Consider the following 17,154-nt stretch of genomic DNA (forward strand, 5'->3'; position numbering starts at 1 on the left):
AACCTTTCGCCGAACCACCGCATACGACGGTAGCCGTGCTGGTTTCCGCGCGGGCGCGGTGTGGTGACTCGACATCAGGGAGACGCAACCTCAGCGGGGAGCTAGACGGCCATGCCGTACACGATGGTGAACAGCGTGCCTAGTGAGCCGATGATGAACACCCCGGTCAGACCCGCGATGATGAGGCCCTTGCCTTGTTCGGCGCTGAAGGTGTCGCGCAGGGCCGTCGCCCCGATCCGTTGCTTGGCGGCGCCCCAGATCGCGATGCCGAGGCACAGCAGGATGGCGACCGCCATCACGACCTCGATCATCACGCGTGCCTCGTTGCCCAGGCTCCCGAACGGGCCCCAGTCCGGGGCGATCCCGCCGATGATGGTGGAGATATCGCCCTTTTCGGCTGCCAGCAGCATGTGTAACTCACCGCCCCATGTGGGTAGTTCTGTCGCCTCTGCCGCAGCGCAGAGGTCAGACCCATTCTTGCTCAGATCGGCCCCGATGCCTGCACACTTGGCGCCATTCCTTGGCCGATGTTCCTACGGTCCCATGCCTGAGGGACCGCCCCGGAGGGACGGTTCCGGATGCGAAGGAACGTACGGTTACTCTGTGTATCATGCCTGGTCACGCCGGGCAATGAAGGCTGGTCGTGGATAGTTCGGCGCAGTCGCCGACGGGGTGGCCCGCCCGCCCGTAAACTGAACGCTCGTGTGTCCGGCCGTGGGTCGTGCCCGGACTCCCCCGTGGCGAAGGGCGGTTGACGGTGCGTAAGGCGTGGATGCTCGCGGGCTCTGCGGTCGCCGGGGGGACGGGGTTCGTGGCGCTGCTCGTCTTCGGGACGTACATGGCGGCGGGGAGCCTGAGCAGCGGGGTCGGCAAGGGGGCCGTGGGGCTCGCGAAGGGGGCCGTGCCCGCCGCGTACCAGCCACTCGTGCAGAAGTGGGGGAACCTGTGCCCCGCCATCAACCCGGCGCTCCTCGCGGCGCAGCTGTACCAGGAGAGCGGGTTCAATCCGAAGGCGACGTCGCCGGCCAAGGCGTACGGCATCGCGCAGTTCATCAGCGGGACCTGGGCCGCGCACGGCGTGGACGGGGACGGTGACGGGGACAAGGACATCTGGGACCCGAACGACGCGATCCCGTCCGCCGCTTCGTACGACTGCAAGCTCGCCTCGTACGTGAAGGACGCGCCGGGCGACAAGACGAAGAACATGCTCGCCGCCTACAACGCGGGTTCCTACGCGGTCATCAAGTACGGCGGCGTCCCGCCGTACCGCGAGACGCAGAACTACGTGAAGGTCATCACGACGCTCGAGAAGTCCTTCGCGAAGCCCGTCGGGCGCGTGCAGCCCTCGCAGCAGGCGGCGGCCGCGATCTACTTCGCGCAGAAGAAGCTCGGCACCCCTTATCTGTGGGGCGGGAACGGCACGGCGGACCAAGATGGCCGATTTGATTGCTCGGGGCTGACCAAGGCCGCGTACGAGACGGTCGGCATCGAGCTGCCGCGCGTGGCCAACGACCAGTACAACGCGGGGCCGCATCCGAAGCGGGACGAGCTGCTTCCCGGGGACCTCGTCTTCTTCTCCAAGGACCTCAGCAACAGCCGGGCCATCCACCACGTGGGCCTTTACGTGGGCGGCGGGTACATGATCGACGCGCCGCGGACCGGTGCCGTCATCCGCTTCGACCCCATCGACACCGCCGAGTACTTCGGCGCGACCCGGGTCACGGAGGACGGTGCGAAGGCGCTGCCGAGCGGATCGCCGGAGGTCTGAGTCCGGCCGTCCGGATTGCCGGGTTGGCTGGAACTCTCTGTTATCCCATGGCCCTGAGCTGCGGGTTTGTGTCTCTCTTCGATAACGTCTGGGTGATCGTTCGGTGGATTGCGGAACGTAGAGGGTGGGACCGTGCGTTCCTCTACCTGAATCGAAAACAACCACGGGGGTGGCTGAAGACGAAGGGGCCGCTGAACTATGGCTGGACTCGTGGCACTCGAAGCGCCCGCGACATCCGGATCCAACCCCGACGTCACGCTGCTCTACGACATCAACGGCCTGGCCGACGACGCTCCGCGCTGGTTCGACCGGACCATGGAGTTCGTCGGGGAGTACGGGATCCTGCTCGCGCTCGTGCTCGTCGTGCTGTGGTGCTGGTGGGGTGCGCGCAAGCGCGGGTCGCTCGACGACGCGGCGTCCGCCGTGGCCGCCGTGGTGTGGGCGCCGCTCGCCGCCGGGGTCGCCGTCCTCGTGAACGTGCCGATCCGGTCCTTCGTCGAGCGGCCGCGGCCCTTCATGGACCACGACGGGCTCGAGGTCCTGGTCAAGGGGAAGACGGACTTCTCGTTCGTCAGCGATCACGCGACGCTCGCGATGGCCATCGGGGCGGGGCTCTTCATCGCCCACCGCAAGCTCGGGCTCGCCGCCATAGGGCTCGCCGTGCTCGAAGGGTTCTGCCGGGTCTTCATGGGCGTGCACTACCCGACGGACGTGGTCGGAGGGTTCGCGCTCGGCACGGCCGTCGCGCTGCTGCTGTCGCCGCTGGCCTCGGCGCTGCTGACTCCGCTGACGCGGGCCATCGGGCGGGCGAACGGGTGGGTGTCCCGGCTCGTGTGGGCGCCCGGCGCGGTGGCGTCCGCGGTCGAGTTCCCCGAGTCCAGCGACTCGCCCGAGCCGGCGGAGGAGCGGGATCTCGCGGCTTAGCGTTCCGTTGCGGCCGACCGTCCTCCGCTCACGGGGCTCCGCCCCGGACCCCGCGCCTCAATCGCCGGCGGGGCTTGATTCTGCCCACCCGCCGCAGGGACTTGCTTTTCAAGCCCCTGCAGGGGGCACCTCCCAGCGGTAGCTGGGGGAGATTGAGCAGCGGGGTCCGGGGCGGAGCCCCGTGGCGTAGGGGGAAGGTCCGTCTACAGGGACTGCGGGAAGGTGAAGAAGCCCGACGGGTCGTACGTGTGCTTCAGCTTGGTGAGGCGGGACGCCGCGTCGCCGTAGTACGCCCGCTTCCAGTTCTTCAGGGTCGGGTCCGCGTAGTTCTGGTAGGCCGCGCCGGAGGCATACGGTCGCATCGCCGCGTGCGCCGAGGACAGCCAACCGCGCGCCGCGCCGCCGGAGGTATTCGGCTGCCACGACACGATGTACTGCGCGAGCATCCGCGCGCGGCGGTGCACGAACGCCGTCGCCGTCGGGTCCACGCGGTTGATGGCGCCGCCGAGCGCCGTGAGCGCGACGGAGCCGACGCCCGACGTCACGTTCTCCAGCTGCTTCAGGAGCGTGCGCGCGCCCGCGTCCGAGAGGTTCCGGTCGAAGAAGTCGGAGGCCGCCGCGTACGTCTCGCGTTGCAGCGCGCCCGCCGAGGCGCGGCCGGGCGTCGCGCCGGGGAGGTGGCACTGGGCGTCCTCCGTGAGGGCGGAGCAGCCCGCGTACACCTCCATCGACTCCTCGTACGAGCGGCGCTTGAGGGAGACCGAGGTGGCCGGGCCCGGGCCGCCGGGGCCGTCGGCGAGCCGGTCGACCGCGTTCTGGAGTTCGCCGTACGTGCCGAGGGAGAACGCCGCGACCGAGACCGTCGGGTTGCCGCCGCGCGTGCCCGCGATGTGCAGCGAGGACCAGATCTCGTCGGCCTGGTCCGGGCCCCACTTCTGCCAGGCCTTGAGCACCGTCGCCGCCTTCGACCAGGGCCAGCTCATGTACGCGGAGACGCCCTGCGGCGCGGGGTGGGTCTTGAAGCGGAGCTCCGTCACCACGCCGAACTGGCCGTTGCCCGCGCCGCGCAGCGCCCAGAAGAGGTCCTTGTGGGAGGTCGCGTTCGCGGTCAGTTCCTTGCCGTCGGCCGTGATGACCGTGGCCTGCGTCAGGCTGTCGCAGGTGAGGCCGTAGGCCCGCGAGACGACGCCGTGGCCGCCGCCGAGCGTGAGGCCGGAGACGCCGACCGTGGGGCAGGAGCCCGCCGGTATCGTCGCGCCCTTGGCGGCCAGCGACCGGTAGACGTCGATGAGCTTCGCTCCCGCGCCGACGACCGCCTCGCCGGACGACGCGCGAACGGACTTCATCCGGGAGACGTCGAGTATCAGGTGGCCGTCGCCCGAGGACCAACCGCCGTAGGAATGGCCGCCGTTGCGTATGGAGAGCGGGACCTTGTGCGCGCGGGCGTACGCGAGGGTGGTGCGGATGTCGTCGGGCCCCGCGACGTACGCGACGGCGCGCGGCTTCAGCGCGTCGAAGCGGGTGTTGTAGAGCTGGCGGGCCGCCGCCCAGGCGGAGGCGCCGGGGCGGACGAGGGAGCCGTCGAGGTCCTTGGCGAGCCCGGCGAGGTTCGCCGCGGCCCGCACGGTGCTGGACGCGCTCGCGCTGGTGGAGCGGACGGGGGCGGAGGAGGCGGCGGACGAGGACGTGGAGGTCCCGCCCGTGGCGCCGGAGCCGGAGCAGGCGCTCAGCGCGCCGCCCGCCATGACTGCCGCGGCCGATGCCGATGCCGTGATGAACGTGCGGCGTTCCATGCGGTCGTCTCCTTCGGCCACCTGTTCGCTTCCCGGGATACGAGACGTCATCCGGGAGCCGTGGGTTCCGTCAGGCGGCCGGGCCCGCCGAGCCGAGATGGTCGTCCGCGTCCGAACGGGCCTTGCTCCGTGCTCTCCTGGCCGGCCCGCGCCAGCCGCAGGTGCAGCGGGCCAGACAGAAACGTCCCTGTTCCACGACGGTGGTCGTATGCGCGTGCTGCTGTTGTGCCACGCGGCCACGGTAGCGACTCCATGTAAACCCCCCGTTCGCGTGACGGTCGACCCTACTCGTCGTTAACCCCGACGACAGGGGCCGCACACGCACGGAGAGGCTTGGGGGCGGACCAGGGATGGTGGTGCAGCACGGGAGCGCGGCCGTTTCCGCGCGGGCGGCGGTGGCGGCCGTCGCGGTCGCGTCGGTGGTCGTGGGCGCCGGCGGGTGCGGTGGTGGCGCCGCGGGCGGGGAGCGGAACACGGACCCGACGCAGACGGTGCGCGGGGCCGCCGACCGGCTGGTCCGCGAGGGCAGTTCACAGGCGCGTACGTCGATGGAGATGGCCAGCGGCGGGACCCGCGTCACCATCCACGGCGAGGGCGTCTACGACTACCGCAAGGGCCTCGGCGAGCTGCGGGTGCGGCTGCCGCAGGACGCGTCGGGGGACGAGGAGCACCGGCCGATCACCGAACTGCTCGCGCCCGGCGCCCTCTACATGAAGAACAGGGGCGCCGGCGTCCCCGCCGACAAGTGGGTCCGCGTCGACGTCACGGCGTTGACGGACGGGAACCTGATCACGGGCGGCGCCACCGATCCGCTCGCGGCGGCCGAACTGCTGCGCGGTGCACGGAATGTGACGGAGTGGGGCGAATCCGAGATCTCGGGCGTGCGCACCCGGCACTACAAGGGGGACGTGGAGTTGCGCGTCGCCGCGAAGGCCGCGTCCGCGGCGCAGAAGAAGGCGCTCGCGGCGGCGGCGAAAGGGTTCCGCAAGGGGCGGGTGCCGTTCGACGTCTACGTGGACGACGAGGGACTGATCCGCAAGGTCGTGCACCGGTTCAGCTTCGCCAACGGGCAGCCGGACAAGGACGTGGCCGTGACGTCGACGACCCTGTACCGGGAGTTCGGGAAGCCGGTGAAGGTGCGGCTGCCGGCCAAGAAGGACATCTTCGCGGGGAAGGTCGCCGAGCCGGGGCCGTAGGGCCTGCCGCCCGTACCGCCACCCGCTCCCCGCCCGTTCGGCCGCCCGGTCCGTAGGCCTCTCGGGGGCCGGAAATGGTTCTTCCGTGCCATGCGCGGGGCGTGAGCCGGTCCCTACTCTAGGAAGTCGGCCATCGGCTGTACGTCACGCGGCAGGAAGAGGTGATGGACGTGGCTCCCGTGGGTGGTACGGCGGTTCAGGACCACGTCGCCCTCGCCGAGATCGAACTGTGCGGTGAGTTGATCATCGCGGCGTCCGCCGTCTCCGAGGGACGGCTGAGCGTGGACCGGATCGACGAGGTGCTGCGGGTCGCCGAGGCGGTGCCCGGCGGACCCGACGGCGATTGCTGGTACCGGGACCACGACCGGTCACCGGCATGACGAAGGCGGGGGCGCCGCTCGGGCGGTCGGCCCCCGCCTCGCACGACGTGGGTCTCAGGTGCGCAGCAGGCGCGCGATCGCCTTGGTGGCCTCTTCGACCTTCTCGTCGATCTCGTCCCCGCCCTTGAGCGCGGCGTCGGCGACGCAGTGCCGCAGGTGCTCCTCCAGAAGCTGGAGAGCGAAGGACTGCAACCCCTTCGTGGAGGCCGACACCTGCGTGAGTATGTCGATGCAGTAGACGTCCTCGTCCACCATCCGCTGCAGGCCGCGGATCTGGCCCTCGATCCGGCGCAGCCGCTTGAGGTGCTCTTCCTTCTGGTGGTGGTACCCGTGGATGCCGCGGTCGTGGTCGGTCACGATCTCGGCCTTGTCCGGCACAGCAGGCGTGTCCGTCTGTGTCGCGTCAGTCGTCATCGCGTCCGTCCTCCCGTGGTTTCTTATACCCCCTGTGGGTATATGGTACCGGATTTCCCTGGGGTCGTTCCGGTTCGTCCCGGCTCGACCGGGCCCAGTGCTGATCACTGTGCCCGATGGGCGACACTGGTGGAACGCCGGTTAGCCGTGGCCGGATGATGCGCCTAGCATCAGCCTGACCGAATCCAAAGCACCCCGAGGACCCCACGTGCGCTTTCGTCTGACCCCCAGGGAGACGAGCTTTTACGACATGTTCGCCGCGTCCGCGGACAACATCGTCACGGGCTCGAAGCTCCTGATGGAACTGCTCGGGGCGGATTCCTCCGCCCGGGCCGAGATCGCGGAGCGGATGCGGGCAGCCGAACACGCCGGTGACGACGCCACCCACGCGATCTTCCACCAGCTCAACTCCTCGTTCATCACGCCGTTCGACCGCGAGGACATCTACAACCTCGCGTCGTCCCTCGACGACATCATGGACTTCATGGAGGAGGCCGTCGACCTGGTCGTGCTTTACCAGGTCGAGGAGCTTCCCAAGGGTGTGGAGCAGCAGATCGAGGTCCTCAGCCGAGCCGCCGAGCTCACCGCCGAGGCCATGCCGAACCTGCGCACCATGGACAACCTCACCGAGTACTGGATCGAGGTCAACCGCCTGGAGAACCAGGCCGACCAGATCCACCGCAAGCTGCTCGCACAGCTCTTCAATGGCAAGTACGACGCCATGGAGGTCCTGAAGCTGAAGCAGATCGTCGATGTGCTGGAAGAGGCGGCCGACGCCTTCGAGCACGTGGCCAACACGGTGGAGACCATCGCCGTGAAGGAGTCCTGACCGGCTCATGGACACCTTCTCCCTGATCGTGACGATCGGCGTCGCGCTTGGATTCACGTATACGAACGGTTTCCACGACTCCGCCAACGCCATCGCCACTTCCGTCTCCACGCGCGCGCTGACGCCTCGCGCGGCGCTCGCCATGGCCGCGGTGATGAACCTCGCCGGTGCCTTCCTCGGCAGCGGCGTCGCCAAGACGGTGAGCGAGGGGATCATCGCGACCCCGGTGGGCGACAAGGGGATGGGAATCCTCTTCGCCGCTCTCGCGGGCGCGATCGTCTGGAACCTCATCACCTGGTACTTCGGGCTTCCCTCGTCCTCCTCGCACGCCCTGTTCGGTGGAATGGTGGGTGCCGCCCTCGCGGGCGGGACCACCGTCTACTGGTCCGGGGTGTGGGAGAAGATCGTCATCCCGATGTTCACCTCGCCCGTGATCGGGCTCGTCGTCGGCTACCTGGTGATGACCCTCATCATGTGGCTGTTCCGGCGGTCCAACCCGCACAAGGCCAAGCGCGGTTTCCGTATCGCGCAGACCGTCTCCGCCGCCGGCATGGCGCTCGGGCACGGTCTGCAGGACGCGCAGAAGACCATGGGCATCGTGGTGATGGCGCTCGTCATCGGCGGCCACGAGTCGTTCGAGGACCCGATTCCGGTCTGGGTCAAGATCGTGTGTGCCGTGATGCTGTCGGCCGGTACGTACGCCGGTGGCTGGCGCATCATGCGGACGCTCGGGCGCAAGATCATCGAGCTGGATCCGCCGCAGGGGTTCGCCGCTGAGACCACGGGGGCGTCGATCATGTTCGGTTCCGCGTTCCTGTTCCACGCGCCGATCTCCACGACGCACGTCATCACCTCGGCGATCATGGGTGTGGGTGCCACGAAGCGGGTCAACGCGGTTCGGTGGGGTGTCGCCAAGAACATCGTCGTGGGGTGGTTCATCACGATGCCGGCCGCGGCGATTGTCGCTGCCGCTGCGTACGGGGTGGTCTGGCTGGCGTTCGGGTAAGCGGTGGCCCGCGCCGGGGTTGCGGTCGCGGGGCGCTGCCCCGGGCCCCGCTGCTCAATCGCCGCAGGGGCTTGAATGTGAAAAGGCCCGCCCCTTTCGGGGCGGGCCTTTTCCTGTCCCCGTGGTGGCACCGCCATGCAGCACCACGGGGTGTCGGGGGAATCGGGTCTAGCCGAAGCGGCCCGAGATGTAGTCCTCCGTGGCCTGGACGGACGGGTTGGAGAAGATCCGCTCCGTCTCGTCGATCTCGACGAGCTTGCCGGGCTGGCCGACCGCCGAGAGGTTGAAGAACGCGGTGCGGTCCGAGACGCGGGCCGCCTGCTGCATGTTGTGCGTCACGATGACGATCGTGAAGCGCTCCTTCAGCTCCCCGATCAGGTCCTCGATCGCGAGGGTGGAGATCGGGTCGAGCGCCGAGCAGGGCTCGTCCATGAGGAGGACGTCCGGCTCGACCGCGATGGCGCGGGCGATGCACAGGCGCTGCTGCTGGCCGCCCGACAGACCCGAGCCGGGCTTGTTCAGGCGGTCCTTGGCCTCGTTCCAGAGGTTGGCGCCCTTCAGGGACTTCTCGACGACGTCCGAGAGCTCCGACTTCTTGTACTTGCCGTTGAGCTTCAGGCCCGCCGCCACGTTGTCGAAGATCGACATCGTGGGGAAGGGGTTGGGGCGCTGGAACACCATGCCGACCGTGCGGCGCACGGCCACCGGGTCGACGTGGGAGCCGTACAGGTCCTCGTCGTCCAGGAGCACCTTGCCCTCGACGCGGCCGCCGGGGGTGACCTCGTGCATCCGGTTGAGGGTGCGCAGGAACGTCGACTTGCCGCAGCCGGACGGGCCGATGAAGGCCGTCACCGAACGGGGCTCGACGGTCATCGAGATGTCTTCGATCGCCTTGTGGGCGCTGTAGTAGGCGGTGAGTCCGCTTACGTCGATTCGCTTGGCCATGAGAGTTACTTCGCTTCCGAATTACGTCGCTGAGTTGGGGTGGCCGCGTCAGCGACCGGCCTTCGGGGCCTTCCAGCGGGCTACGCCGCGAGCCGCGAGGTTGAGGATCATGATGAAGGCGATGAGCACCAGGGCCGCGGCCCAGGCGCGGTCGTACGCCGCCTGGCTGCCGCCGCTGCTCGCGTACTGCTGGTAGATGTACAGCGGCAGCGAGGCCTGCGGGCCTTCGAACGGGTTGCCGTTGATCAGCGGGTTGCCGAAGACCAGCAGCAGCACCGGGGCCGTCTCGCCGGCGATACGGGCGACGGCCAGCATCACACCGGTCGTGATGCCACCGATCGACGTCGGCAGGACGACCTTGAGGATCGTGCGCCACTTCGGGATGCCGAGGGCGAGGGAGGCCTCGCGCAGCTCGTTCGGGACGAGCTTGAGCATTTCCTCGGTGGAGCGGACCACGACCGGGATCATCAGGATGGACAGGGCCATCGAGCCGGCGAAGCCGGAGAAGCCGAAGCCGAGGATCAGGATCCAGAAGGACAGGATGAACAGACCGGCGACGATCGACGGGATGCCGGTCATGACGTCCACGAAGAACGTGACCGCCTTCGCTAGCTTCCCGCGGCCGTACTCGACCAGGTAGATCGCCGTGAGGATGCCGATCGGCACCGAGATCACGGTGGCGATGCCGACCTGTTCAAGAGTGCCGAGGATGGCGTGGTAGATGCCGCCGCCCGGCTGGTACGCGGTGATGAAGCCCATCGAGTGGCTCAGGAAGTACGGGTCGAGGACCTTGATGCCGCGCGCGATCGTCTCGTAGACGAGGGAGGCGAGGGGGACCACGGCGAGGATGAAGGCCACCCACACGACGCTGGTCGCGAGGCGGTCCTTGGCCTGCCGGCCGCCCTCGACCTTGGCGGCGAGACCGTACGAGACGATGACGAACAGGAGGGCCGCGAGCAGCCCCCACTGGACGCGGCTGGCGAGTCCGGCGCCGAGGCCGATGGCGCAGCCCGCGGCGATCGAGCCGATAGCGATCGCCCAGGGGGCCCAGCGGGGCAGGCGGGCGGCGCTCAGGGAGCTCGGCGGCTTCGGCGCGTCCGGCTTGTTGACGGGAACGGTTGCGTTGCTCATGCGTTGGCCCCCGAGTACTCCTTGCGGCGGGCGATGATCAGGCGGGCCGCGCCGTTGACCAACAGGGTGATGACGAAGAGGACCAGGCCCGAGGCGATCAGGGCGTCGCGGCCCTGGTCGTTGGCCTCGGAGAACTTCGCGGCGATGTTCTGCGCGAAGGTGCCGCCGCCCGGGTCGAGCAGGCTGGTGTGGATCAGGAAGTCGGGGGAGAGGACCGTGGCGACGGCCATGGTCTCGCCGAGCGCGCGGCCGAGTCCCAGCATCGACGCGGAGATCACACCGGAGCGGCCGAAGGGGATCACCGACATCCGGATGACCTCCCAGCGGGTCGCGCCGAGCGCGAGGGCTGCCTCCTGGTGCATCTGGGGCGCCTGCCGGAAGACCTCGCGGGAGACGTTGGTGATGATCGGCAGGATCATGATCGCCAGCAGGATGCCGACGGTGAGCAGGGTGCGCGGGGCGCCGCCCTGGTACTCGAAGATGCCGGTCCAGCCGAAGTAGTCGTCGAGCCAGTGGAAGAGGCCGGTCATGTGCGGCACGAGGAAGAGCGCGCCCCACAGGCCGTAGACGATGGACGGCACGGCCGCCAGCAGGTCGATGACGTAGGCGATGATGCCGCTCAGCTTCTTCGGCGCGTAGTGCGTCAGGAAGAGCGCGATGCCGACGGCGACGGGCACGGCGATCACCATGGCGATGATCGAGGTGACGACCGTGCCGAAGGCGAGGACGGCGATGCCGAAGACGGGCGGGCTCGCGGTCGCGTTCCACTCGAAGGTGGTGAGGAAGTTGCCCTCGTTCTTCGAGAGGACCAGCGAGGCGCGGTAGGTCAGGAAGACCGCGATGGCGGCCATGATCACCAGCAGCAGGATGCCCGAGCCGCGCGAGAGGCCGAGGAAGACCCGGTCTCCGGGGCGGGTGGCGCCGCGGGCGGCGCGCTTCTGCTGGGTGGGCGAGGGGCGATCGGCGGGCGCCGGTGGGGGCGCCGGTGATTGCGTGGTTATGTCCATGGGGTTCTCCGGTCTGCGAAGTCCCGGTCCTGCTCAACGGGTGTGCGGGACTTCTGGCGGCGGTGCACCGGACGGTGCGGGCCGCTCCGGTGGGAGCGGCCCGCACGCTGGGTCAGCTGATGCTCGCGACGGTCTCGCGGACCTTCTTGTTGATCTCGGTGGGGATCGGGGCGTAGCCCAGGTCCGAGAGGGCCGCCTGGCCGTCCTCGGACGCGGTGTAGTTCAGGAAGGACTTGGTGGCGGGCAGGGTCTCCGCCTTGTTGCCCTTGTCGCAGACGATCTCGTACGTGACCAGGGTGATCGGGTAGGCGCCGTCGGCCTTGGTCGCGTAGTTCAGGTCCAGGGCGAGGTCCTTGCCGGTGCCCACGACCTTGGCGTCGGCGATCGCCTTCGAGGCGTTCTCCGTTGTGGCCTTGACGGGCTGGTCGGCACCGGTGTCGATGTCGACGGTCTTCACGCCGTCCTTGGCGTAGGAGAGCTCGACGTACGTGATGGCGCCGTCGGTCTGCTTCACCTGCTGGGCGAGGCCGGAGGAGCCCTGCGCGGACTGGCCGCCCTTGGCCTGCCAGGCCTTGCCGCCCTCGTACTTCCAGTCGCTCGGGGCGGCGGCCTTCAGGTACTTGGTGAAGTTGTCCGTGGTGCCGGACTCGTCGGAGCGGTGGAACGCCTGGATCTTGGTGGACGGGAGCTTGGCGTCCGGGTTCAGCTTCTTGATCGCCGGGTCGTTCCACTTGGTGATCTTCGAGTCGAAGATCTGGGCCAGCGTCTTGGCGTCAAGCGTCAGGCTGTCGACGCCCTGGACGTTGAACGCGACGGCGATCGGGCCGCCGACCATCGGCAGGTCGATGCCCTGGCCGCCCTTGCAGACCTTCTTCGAGGCGGCGACCTCTTCGGGCTTGAGCGCCGAGTCGGAACCGGCGAAGGCGACCTGACCCTGGTTGAAGGCGGTCACACCGGCGCCGGAGCCGTCGGGCTTGTAGTTGAGCTGCACGTCGGAGCAGGCCTGGGAGTAGGCCTGGCGCCAGGCGTCTATGGCGTTGGCCTGGGCGGACGAGCCGATGCCGAGGAGCTGGCCCTTGGCGTCGTCGCACTTGATGTTGCCCGCCTTGGCCGAGGCGCTGTTGCCGCCGGAGCCGCCGCTGGTGTCGTCGGAGCCGCACGCCGTGAGGGCCAGGGCGCCGGAGACGGCGAGAGCGCCGAGGGAAAGGGCGCGGAGCCGGTTCTTGCGCTGAAGCTTCACCTTCGGATGTTCCTTCCAGGAGCCGCCGGCCTTCTCTGTTCTCTGTGGCGGCGTGCGATCTGCGGTTGGTTTCCAGTCGAGCGGCGGTTGGTTCCCGGAGGCCCGGGGCTCACCGCGTAAGGCTGAAATTAGGCAGATCAGGTGAAGCGGCCGATGGCCAAGAGTGAACGCCGGGTGAACCTAAGCAGGCGGTGCGGTTAGGTCACGGTACGGCTACGGAACGTGATCGTCAGGTCGTGTGGAGGGCGTCGAGCAGCGCGTCGACGAGGACCCGGTCCCTGGGCTGGGTGAGGCGGGCGCGGGCCTCGGGGGGTGTGAGCCAGACGATGCGGTCGACCTCGCGGTTCGGGTCGAACGTTCCGGAGGTCGCCTCTGCCGCCCAGTAACTCACCTGCTTGGGGCGGCCGTTCGCGAGATAGCGGACCGTGGGGAGCTCGGCGCCGAGCGCGCAGTCGTGGCCGGTTTCCTCGCGTACCTCGCGCAGGGCGCCGGCCGCGGCGTCCTCGCCGCGTTTGAGCTTGCCCTTCGGGTGCGACCAGTCGTCGTACTTGGGCCGGTGGACGAGGCAGATCTCCACGTCCTGGCCGATGGCGCGGGTTTCCGGGCGGCGCCACAGGACGCAGCCTGCCGCGAGGACCGTTCCGGGTTCTTCCTGGTGCACGGTCATGGAGTGCCCACCGCCTGTCGTTGCCATGCCTGTCCGAACGCGAGCCTGGCGGCCGCGACCTCGTGACGCTGATCGGCGTGGAGAACGCCGAGGGCGTACGCGGTCGTGGGCGCGATGCGTGGGGTGCGGGCCGCGTGGGCCGCCGCGGCGGCCGCCTCGGCGGCGTCCCTGTGGGCGTTCAGGGCGTCGGCCGCTTCGAGGAGTCGTACGTCGATGGGGGCGCCCGGGAGCACTTCGCGGGCGTAGCGGTGCAGGCGCAGCAGGAGGCGTACGTGGTGCCAGGAGGCGTCGGCGTCCGCGTTGTAGGGGTGGCTGGTGTGGTGGAGGGCGGTGGCGGCCTCGGCGAGGCGGGAGCCGGCCTCCGCGGCGAGCTTCTCCAGCTCGGCGTCGGCGGAGGTCAGGGGGACGTCGCTGGCGAGCACGGCGACGTTGTCCGCGACCGCGTGGAAGCGGGCGGAGCCGAGGGCCTGGAGGGCGGTGCTGTGGGCCCGCGTGCGGGCGAGGGTGAGCTGGCGGTCGAGCAGGGCGGATGCCTTGGCGGCGCCGAGGGTGAGGGTCTCCCGCTCCGGCGCCGGGGCGGGGGCCGACGTATCGGCGCGCGGCGCCGGGGGCCGCCGTGTCAGCGATGAGTGGGCAAAATTGAGCCCCTGCGGCGATTGAGCAGCGGGGTCCGGGGCGGAGCCCCGTGGCGTAGGAGCGGGTGGCGTCGACAGGGCATGGAGGGCCGAGGTCAACCGGTCCAGGCGGGACGCGTACGCGTGCTCGCGGGCCAACGTCCCCGACAACCACGCCAGTTCGGGCCGCAACGCATCCGACCACTCCGAGTCGAGCAGCGGCCGGAAGGTGTGCAACGTGCCGCTGATCCGACGCGCGGCCCGCCGCAGCGCACGCGCCGCCTCCGCCGTGTCGCCCGCCGCACCGCTCTCACGGTGCTGCCGCAGCGAGCGCAGGAACTCGGTGGCCTGGGAGCGGAGATAGCACCCCAGGACATCGACGTCGGTTCCGTTCCGCGGTTCGCTGGGCTCAAGGTGTCGCTGTGCCACGCCGGCGCCTCCGGGCGTCTATGAGCATCTCCTGTACGTTGCGCAGGGGCCGCCCGTCCGCGTCCTGCGCGTGCCGGGTCCAATTGCCGTCCGGGCCCAGGTGCCAGGAGGCAGTGGTGTCGGACATCCCCGTTTCGAGCAGTCGGTTGAGCGCCGCGCGATGGGCCGGGTCCTCCACGCGGACCAGCGCCTCGATGCGGCGGTCGAGATTGCGGTGCATCATGTCGGCGCTGCCGATCCAGACCTCGGGCTCGCCCGCGTTGCCGAAGGCGAACACCCGGGAGTGCTCGAGGAATCGGCCCAGCACCGACCTGACGCGGATGTTCTCGGACAGGCCCGCGACCCCGGGGCGCACGGCGCAGATGCCGCGCACCCAGATGTCGACCGGGACGCCCGCCTGCGAGGCCCGGTAGAGCGCGTCGATGACGGCCTCGTCGACCATCGAGTTGACCTTGACGCGGACGTACGCGGGGCGGCCCGCACGGTGGTGCTGGACCTCCTTCTCGATCCGTGTGATCAGGCCCGTACGAAGGGACTTGGGGGCGACGAGGAGGCGGCGGTAGGTCTCGCGCCGCGAGTAGCCGGACAGCCGGTTGAAGAGGTCGGAGAGGTCGGCCCCGACCTCCTGATTGGCCGTAAGGAGTCCCAGGTCCTCATACAGCCGTGCGGTCTTGGGGTGGTAGTTGCCCGTGCCGACGTGGCTGTACCTGACGAGCTGGTCGCCCTCCTGGCGTACGACGAGCGACAGCTTGCAGTGCGTTTTCAGGCCGACGAGGCCGTAGACGACATGGCAGCCGGACTCCTCCAGCTTGCGGGCCCACTTGATGTTGGCCTGCTCGTCGAAGCGGGCCTTGATCTCGACCAGGACCAGCACCTGCTTGCCCGCCTCGGCGGCCTCTATCAGCGCGTCCACGATCGGCGAGTCGCCCGAGGTCCGGTAGAGCGTCTGCTTGATGGCGAGCACGTCCGGGTCCGCGGCGGCCTGTTCGAGGAAGGCCTGAACGGAGGTGGAGAACGAGTCGTACGGGTGGTGGAGCAGCACGTCGTGGCTGCGCAGCGCGGCGAAGACGTCGGGGGCCGAGGCGGATTCCACCTCGGCGAGGTCGCGGTGGGTGCCGGCGACGAACTTGGGGTACTTCAGCTCGGGGCGGTCGATGCCTGCGATGGAGAAGAGGCCGGTGAGGTCCAGGGGGCCCGGCAGCGGGTACACCTCGGCCTCGCTGATCTTCAGCTCCTTCACGAGGAGGCTGAGTATGTCCGAGTCGATGGTCTCCTCGACCTCGAGGCGCACCGGCGGGCCGAAGCGGCGCCGCATCAGCTCCTTCTCCAGGGCCTGGAGGAGGTTCTCGGCGTCGTCCTCCTCCACTTCCAGGTCCTCGTTCCGGGTCAGCCGGAACATGTGGTGCTCCTCGACCTTCATGCCGGGGAACAGCTCGCCCAGGTGCCGGGGCGCGGCGATGACGTCCTCGATGGGGACGTAGCGCTGCGGCGAGGCCTCCAGGAAGCGGGAGAGCAGCGGCGGAACCTTTACCCGGGCGAAGTGGCGGTGGCCGGAGACGGGGTTCGAGACGACGACCGCGAGGTTCAGCGACAGCCCCGAGATGTACGGGAACGGGTGCGCGGGGTCGACGGCCAGCGGGGTGAGCACCGGGAAGATCTGCTGCATGAACAGCGTGTAGAGCCGGGCCTGCTCCTTGTCCGTGAGCTCGTTCCAGCGCACGACGTGGATGCCCTCGTCGGCGAGGGCCGGGGCGACCTCGTCCTGGTAGCAGGCGGCGTGCCGGGCCATGAGCTCGCGGGACCGGTTCCAGATCAGTTCGAGCACTTCGCGGGGCTGGAGGCCGGAGGCCGAACGGGTGGCGACGCCGGTCGCGATACGGCGCTTCAGGCCCGCCACCCGGACCATGAAGAACTCGTCCAGGTTCGAGGCGAAGATCGCCAGGAAGTTCGCGCGCTCGAGGAGGGGCGTGTTCGGGTCCTCGGCGAGTTCGAGGACGCGTTCGTTGAACGCGAGCCAGCTGCGCTCGCGGTCCAGGAAGCGGCCCTGCGGGAGCTCCGCGCCCTCCTGGTTCGCGTAGTCCTCCTCGTAGTCGTCCGGATCCGCGTCGATGTCGGCGACGATTCCGGCGAGCTTCGCGGCAGTCCGGTCGTAATCGCCGCCGGCCACGGGGTGCGGCCGGTGCGCGGCGAGTGAGCCCACGGACGGCTGGGGCTGCGTGGCCGAGGGGGCCGGAGCAGTGTCGGTCGTCTGGTCCTGTGCGGCGTTCGGCTGACTCATGGCCCCATTCTTCCGCGTGGACGCCGTCCGGGGCGCGCCGACGACGTCGGCGGGCGCGGGCGCGAGCGTGAGGCTGCCGCGACGGGCGGGCTCGGCGGGTTCGGGGGCGGGGGGCTGCATTCCGTGAGCGTCGCAAGTCCGTCTGAATCGACGGTTACGGAGACATGACGTACGGGCTATGGCCACGCGGCCCGCCGGGGGTTCACCGGGTGTCCGGGGTCGACGCGGTCGGCCTGGGGCGGGGGCCGGGGGCTTTGGCCGGGGTCGGGGTGGCGCGGTGCCGGGGGTGCGGCTTTGGCGGGGTGGGGGTCCCGGTCGTCGGTACGCGGGTCGGTCGGGCTGGCGCCCGGTCACCTCCCACCCACCCGCCCCCTCCGGGGGCGTCGGCCCGACCGGGGCCTGGGATTGGGGTGTCCGGGGCCGGGCTTTGGGCCGTGTCGGGGTGGTGCCCAGATCCCTCGGGGCGCGGCGCCGCCCCCATCGTGCTTGAGCCCGGGAGACCCCGGATTCCAGTCACCCTCGGACCGGGCCTT

The 17,154-nt window shown here is 69.7% G+C and carries 17 protein-coding genes; 6 read left to right on the forward strand and 11 right to left on the reverse strand.

The annotated features are described in order from the left end of the window. Positions 1-101 precede the first annotated feature (101 nt). Complete coding sequence (locus tag ACIA8D_RS20175) at positions 102-410, reverse strand: hypothetical protein (protein WP_327662290.1); 309 nt, start codon at positions 408-410, stop codon at positions 102-104. A 341-nt stretch (positions 411-751) separates the two neighbouring features. On the opposite strand from ACIA8D_RS20175, the gene ACIA8D_RS20180 reads away from it, so the two are divergent. Together ACIA8D_RS20180 and ACIA8D_RS20185 are read left to right on the forward strand one after the other, a co-directional pair. Further along, entirely contained in the window at positions 752-1,768 is a 1,017-nt protein-coding gene (locus ACIA8D_RS20180; protein WP_399233959.1) for an NlpC/P60 family protein, read from the forward strand. Positions 1,769-1,966: 198 nt separating this feature from the next. Beyond that, positions 1,967-2,692 carry a phosphatase PAP2 family protein gene (locus ACIA8D_RS20185; protein WP_399233961.1) on the forward strand — a complete coding sequence of 242 codons (726 nt, stop codon included), beginning with the start codon at positions 1,967-1,969 and terminating at the stop codon, positions 2,690-2,692. Positions 2,693-2,895: 203 nt separating this feature from the next. On the opposite strand, the gene ACIA8D_RS20190 is transcribed toward ACIA8D_RS20185, so the two are convergent. Beyond that, positions 2,896-4,485 carry an FAD-binding oxidoreductase gene (locus tag ACIA8D_RS20190; RefSeq protein WP_399233963.1) on the reverse strand — a complete coding sequence of 530 codons (1,590 nt, stop codon included), beginning with the start codon at positions 4,483-4,485 and terminating at the stop codon, positions 2,896-2,898. 70 nt (positions 4,486-4,555) lie between these two features. After that, entirely contained in the window at positions 4,556-4,717 is a 162-nt protein-coding gene (locus ACIA8D_RS20195) for a hypothetical protein (protein ID WP_399233964.1), read from the reverse strand. Between the two features lie 118 nt (positions 4,718-4,835). On the opposite strand from ACIA8D_RS20195, the gene ACIA8D_RS20200 reads away from it, so the two are divergent. After that, positions 4,836-5,681 (forward strand): hypothetical protein, encoded by an 846-nt coding sequence (locus ACIA8D_RS20200; protein WP_399233966.1) that lies wholly within the window; start codon positions 4,836-4,838, stop codon positions 5,679-5,681. A 164-nt stretch (positions 5,682-5,845) separates the two neighbouring features. Further along, positions 5,846-6,061, forward strand: a complete 216-nt coding sequence (locus ACIA8D_RS20205; protein WP_399233968.1) for a hypothetical protein — start codon at positions 5,846-5,848, stop codon at positions 6,059-6,061. Positions 6,062-6,115: 54 nt separating this feature from the next. Here ACIA8D_RS20205 and ACIA8D_RS20210 read toward each other — a convergent pair whose 3' ends face one another. Continuing rightward, positions 6,116-6,475 (reverse strand): metal-sensitive transcriptional regulator, encoded by a 360-nt coding sequence (locus ACIA8D_RS20210; RefSeq protein WP_399233970.1) that lies wholly within the window; start codon positions 6,473-6,475, stop codon positions 6,116-6,118. Positions 6,476-6,683: 208 nt separating this feature from the next. Between ACIA8D_RS20210 and ACIA8D_RS20215 the strand changes: the two genes are divergently transcribed. Further along, complete coding sequence (locus ACIA8D_RS20215; protein ID WP_266712456.1) at positions 6,684-7,304, forward strand: DUF47 domain-containing protein; 621 nt, start codon at positions 6,684-6,686, stop codon at positions 7,302-7,304. Positions 7,305-7,311: 7 nt separating this feature from the next. Further along, positions 7,312-8,310, forward strand: a complete 999-nt coding sequence (locus ACIA8D_RS20220; protein WP_399233972.1) for an anion permease — start codon at positions 7,312-7,314, stop codon at positions 8,308-8,310. Between the two features lie 168 nt (positions 8,311-8,478). Here the strand turns inward: ACIA8D_RS20220 and pstB are convergent, their stop codons facing one another. The 7 genes from pstB to ACIA8D_RS20255 form a co-directional block, all read right to left on the reverse strand. Continuing rightward, positions 8,479-9,255 (reverse strand): phosphate ABC transporter ATP-binding protein PstB, encoded by a 777-nt coding sequence (gene pstB / locus ACIA8D_RS20225; protein WP_399233974.1) that lies wholly within the window; start codon positions 9,253-9,255, stop codon positions 8,479-8,481. A gap of 48 nt (positions 9,256-9,303) precedes the next feature. After that, a complete protein-coding gene (gene pstA, locus ACIA8D_RS20230) occupies positions 9,304-10,386 on the reverse strand; it encodes a phosphate ABC transporter permease PstA (protein ID WP_399233976.1) in 1,083 nt (360 codons plus the stop codon). After that, positions 10,383-11,393 carry a phosphate ABC transporter permease subunit PstC gene (gene pstC / locus ACIA8D_RS20235; protein WP_399233978.1) on the reverse strand — a complete coding sequence of 337 codons (1,011 nt, stop codon included), beginning with the start codon at positions 11,391-11,393 and terminating at the stop codon, positions 10,383-10,385. The genes pstA and pstC overlap by 4 nt, the downstream gene beginning before the upstream one ends. Positions 11,394-11,505: 112 nt before the next feature. After that, positions 11,506-12,633, reverse strand: a complete 1,128-nt coding sequence (gene pstS / locus ACIA8D_RS20240; RefSeq protein WP_399233980.1) for a phosphate ABC transporter substrate-binding protein PstS — start codon at positions 12,631-12,633, stop codon at positions 11,506-11,508. A 229-nt stretch (positions 12,634-12,862) separates the two neighbouring features. Next, entirely contained in the window at positions 12,863-13,300 is a 438-nt protein-coding gene (locus ACIA8D_RS20245; protein WP_399233982.1) for an NUDIX hydrolase, read from the reverse strand. After that, positions 13,297-14,343, reverse strand: coding sequence for a CHAD domain-containing protein (locus ACIA8D_RS20250; protein ID WP_399233984.1), 1,047 nt, complete (start codon positions 14,341-14,343; stop codon positions 13,297-13,299). The genes ACIA8D_RS20245 and ACIA8D_RS20250 overlap by 4 nt, the downstream gene beginning before the upstream one ends. Continuing rightward, positions 14,324-16,741, reverse strand: a complete 2,418-nt coding sequence (locus ACIA8D_RS20255) for an RNA degradosome polyphosphate kinase (RefSeq protein ID WP_399233986.1) — start codon at positions 16,739-16,741, stop codon at positions 14,324-14,326. The genes ACIA8D_RS20250 and ACIA8D_RS20255 overlap by 20 nt, the downstream gene beginning before the upstream one ends. Positions 16,742-17,154: the final 413 nt, after the last annotated feature.

The organism is Streptomyces sp. NPDC051684, from assembly GCF_044453445.1.
GTDB lineage: Bacteria > Actinomycetota > Actinomycetes > Streptomycetales > Streptomycetaceae > Streptomyces.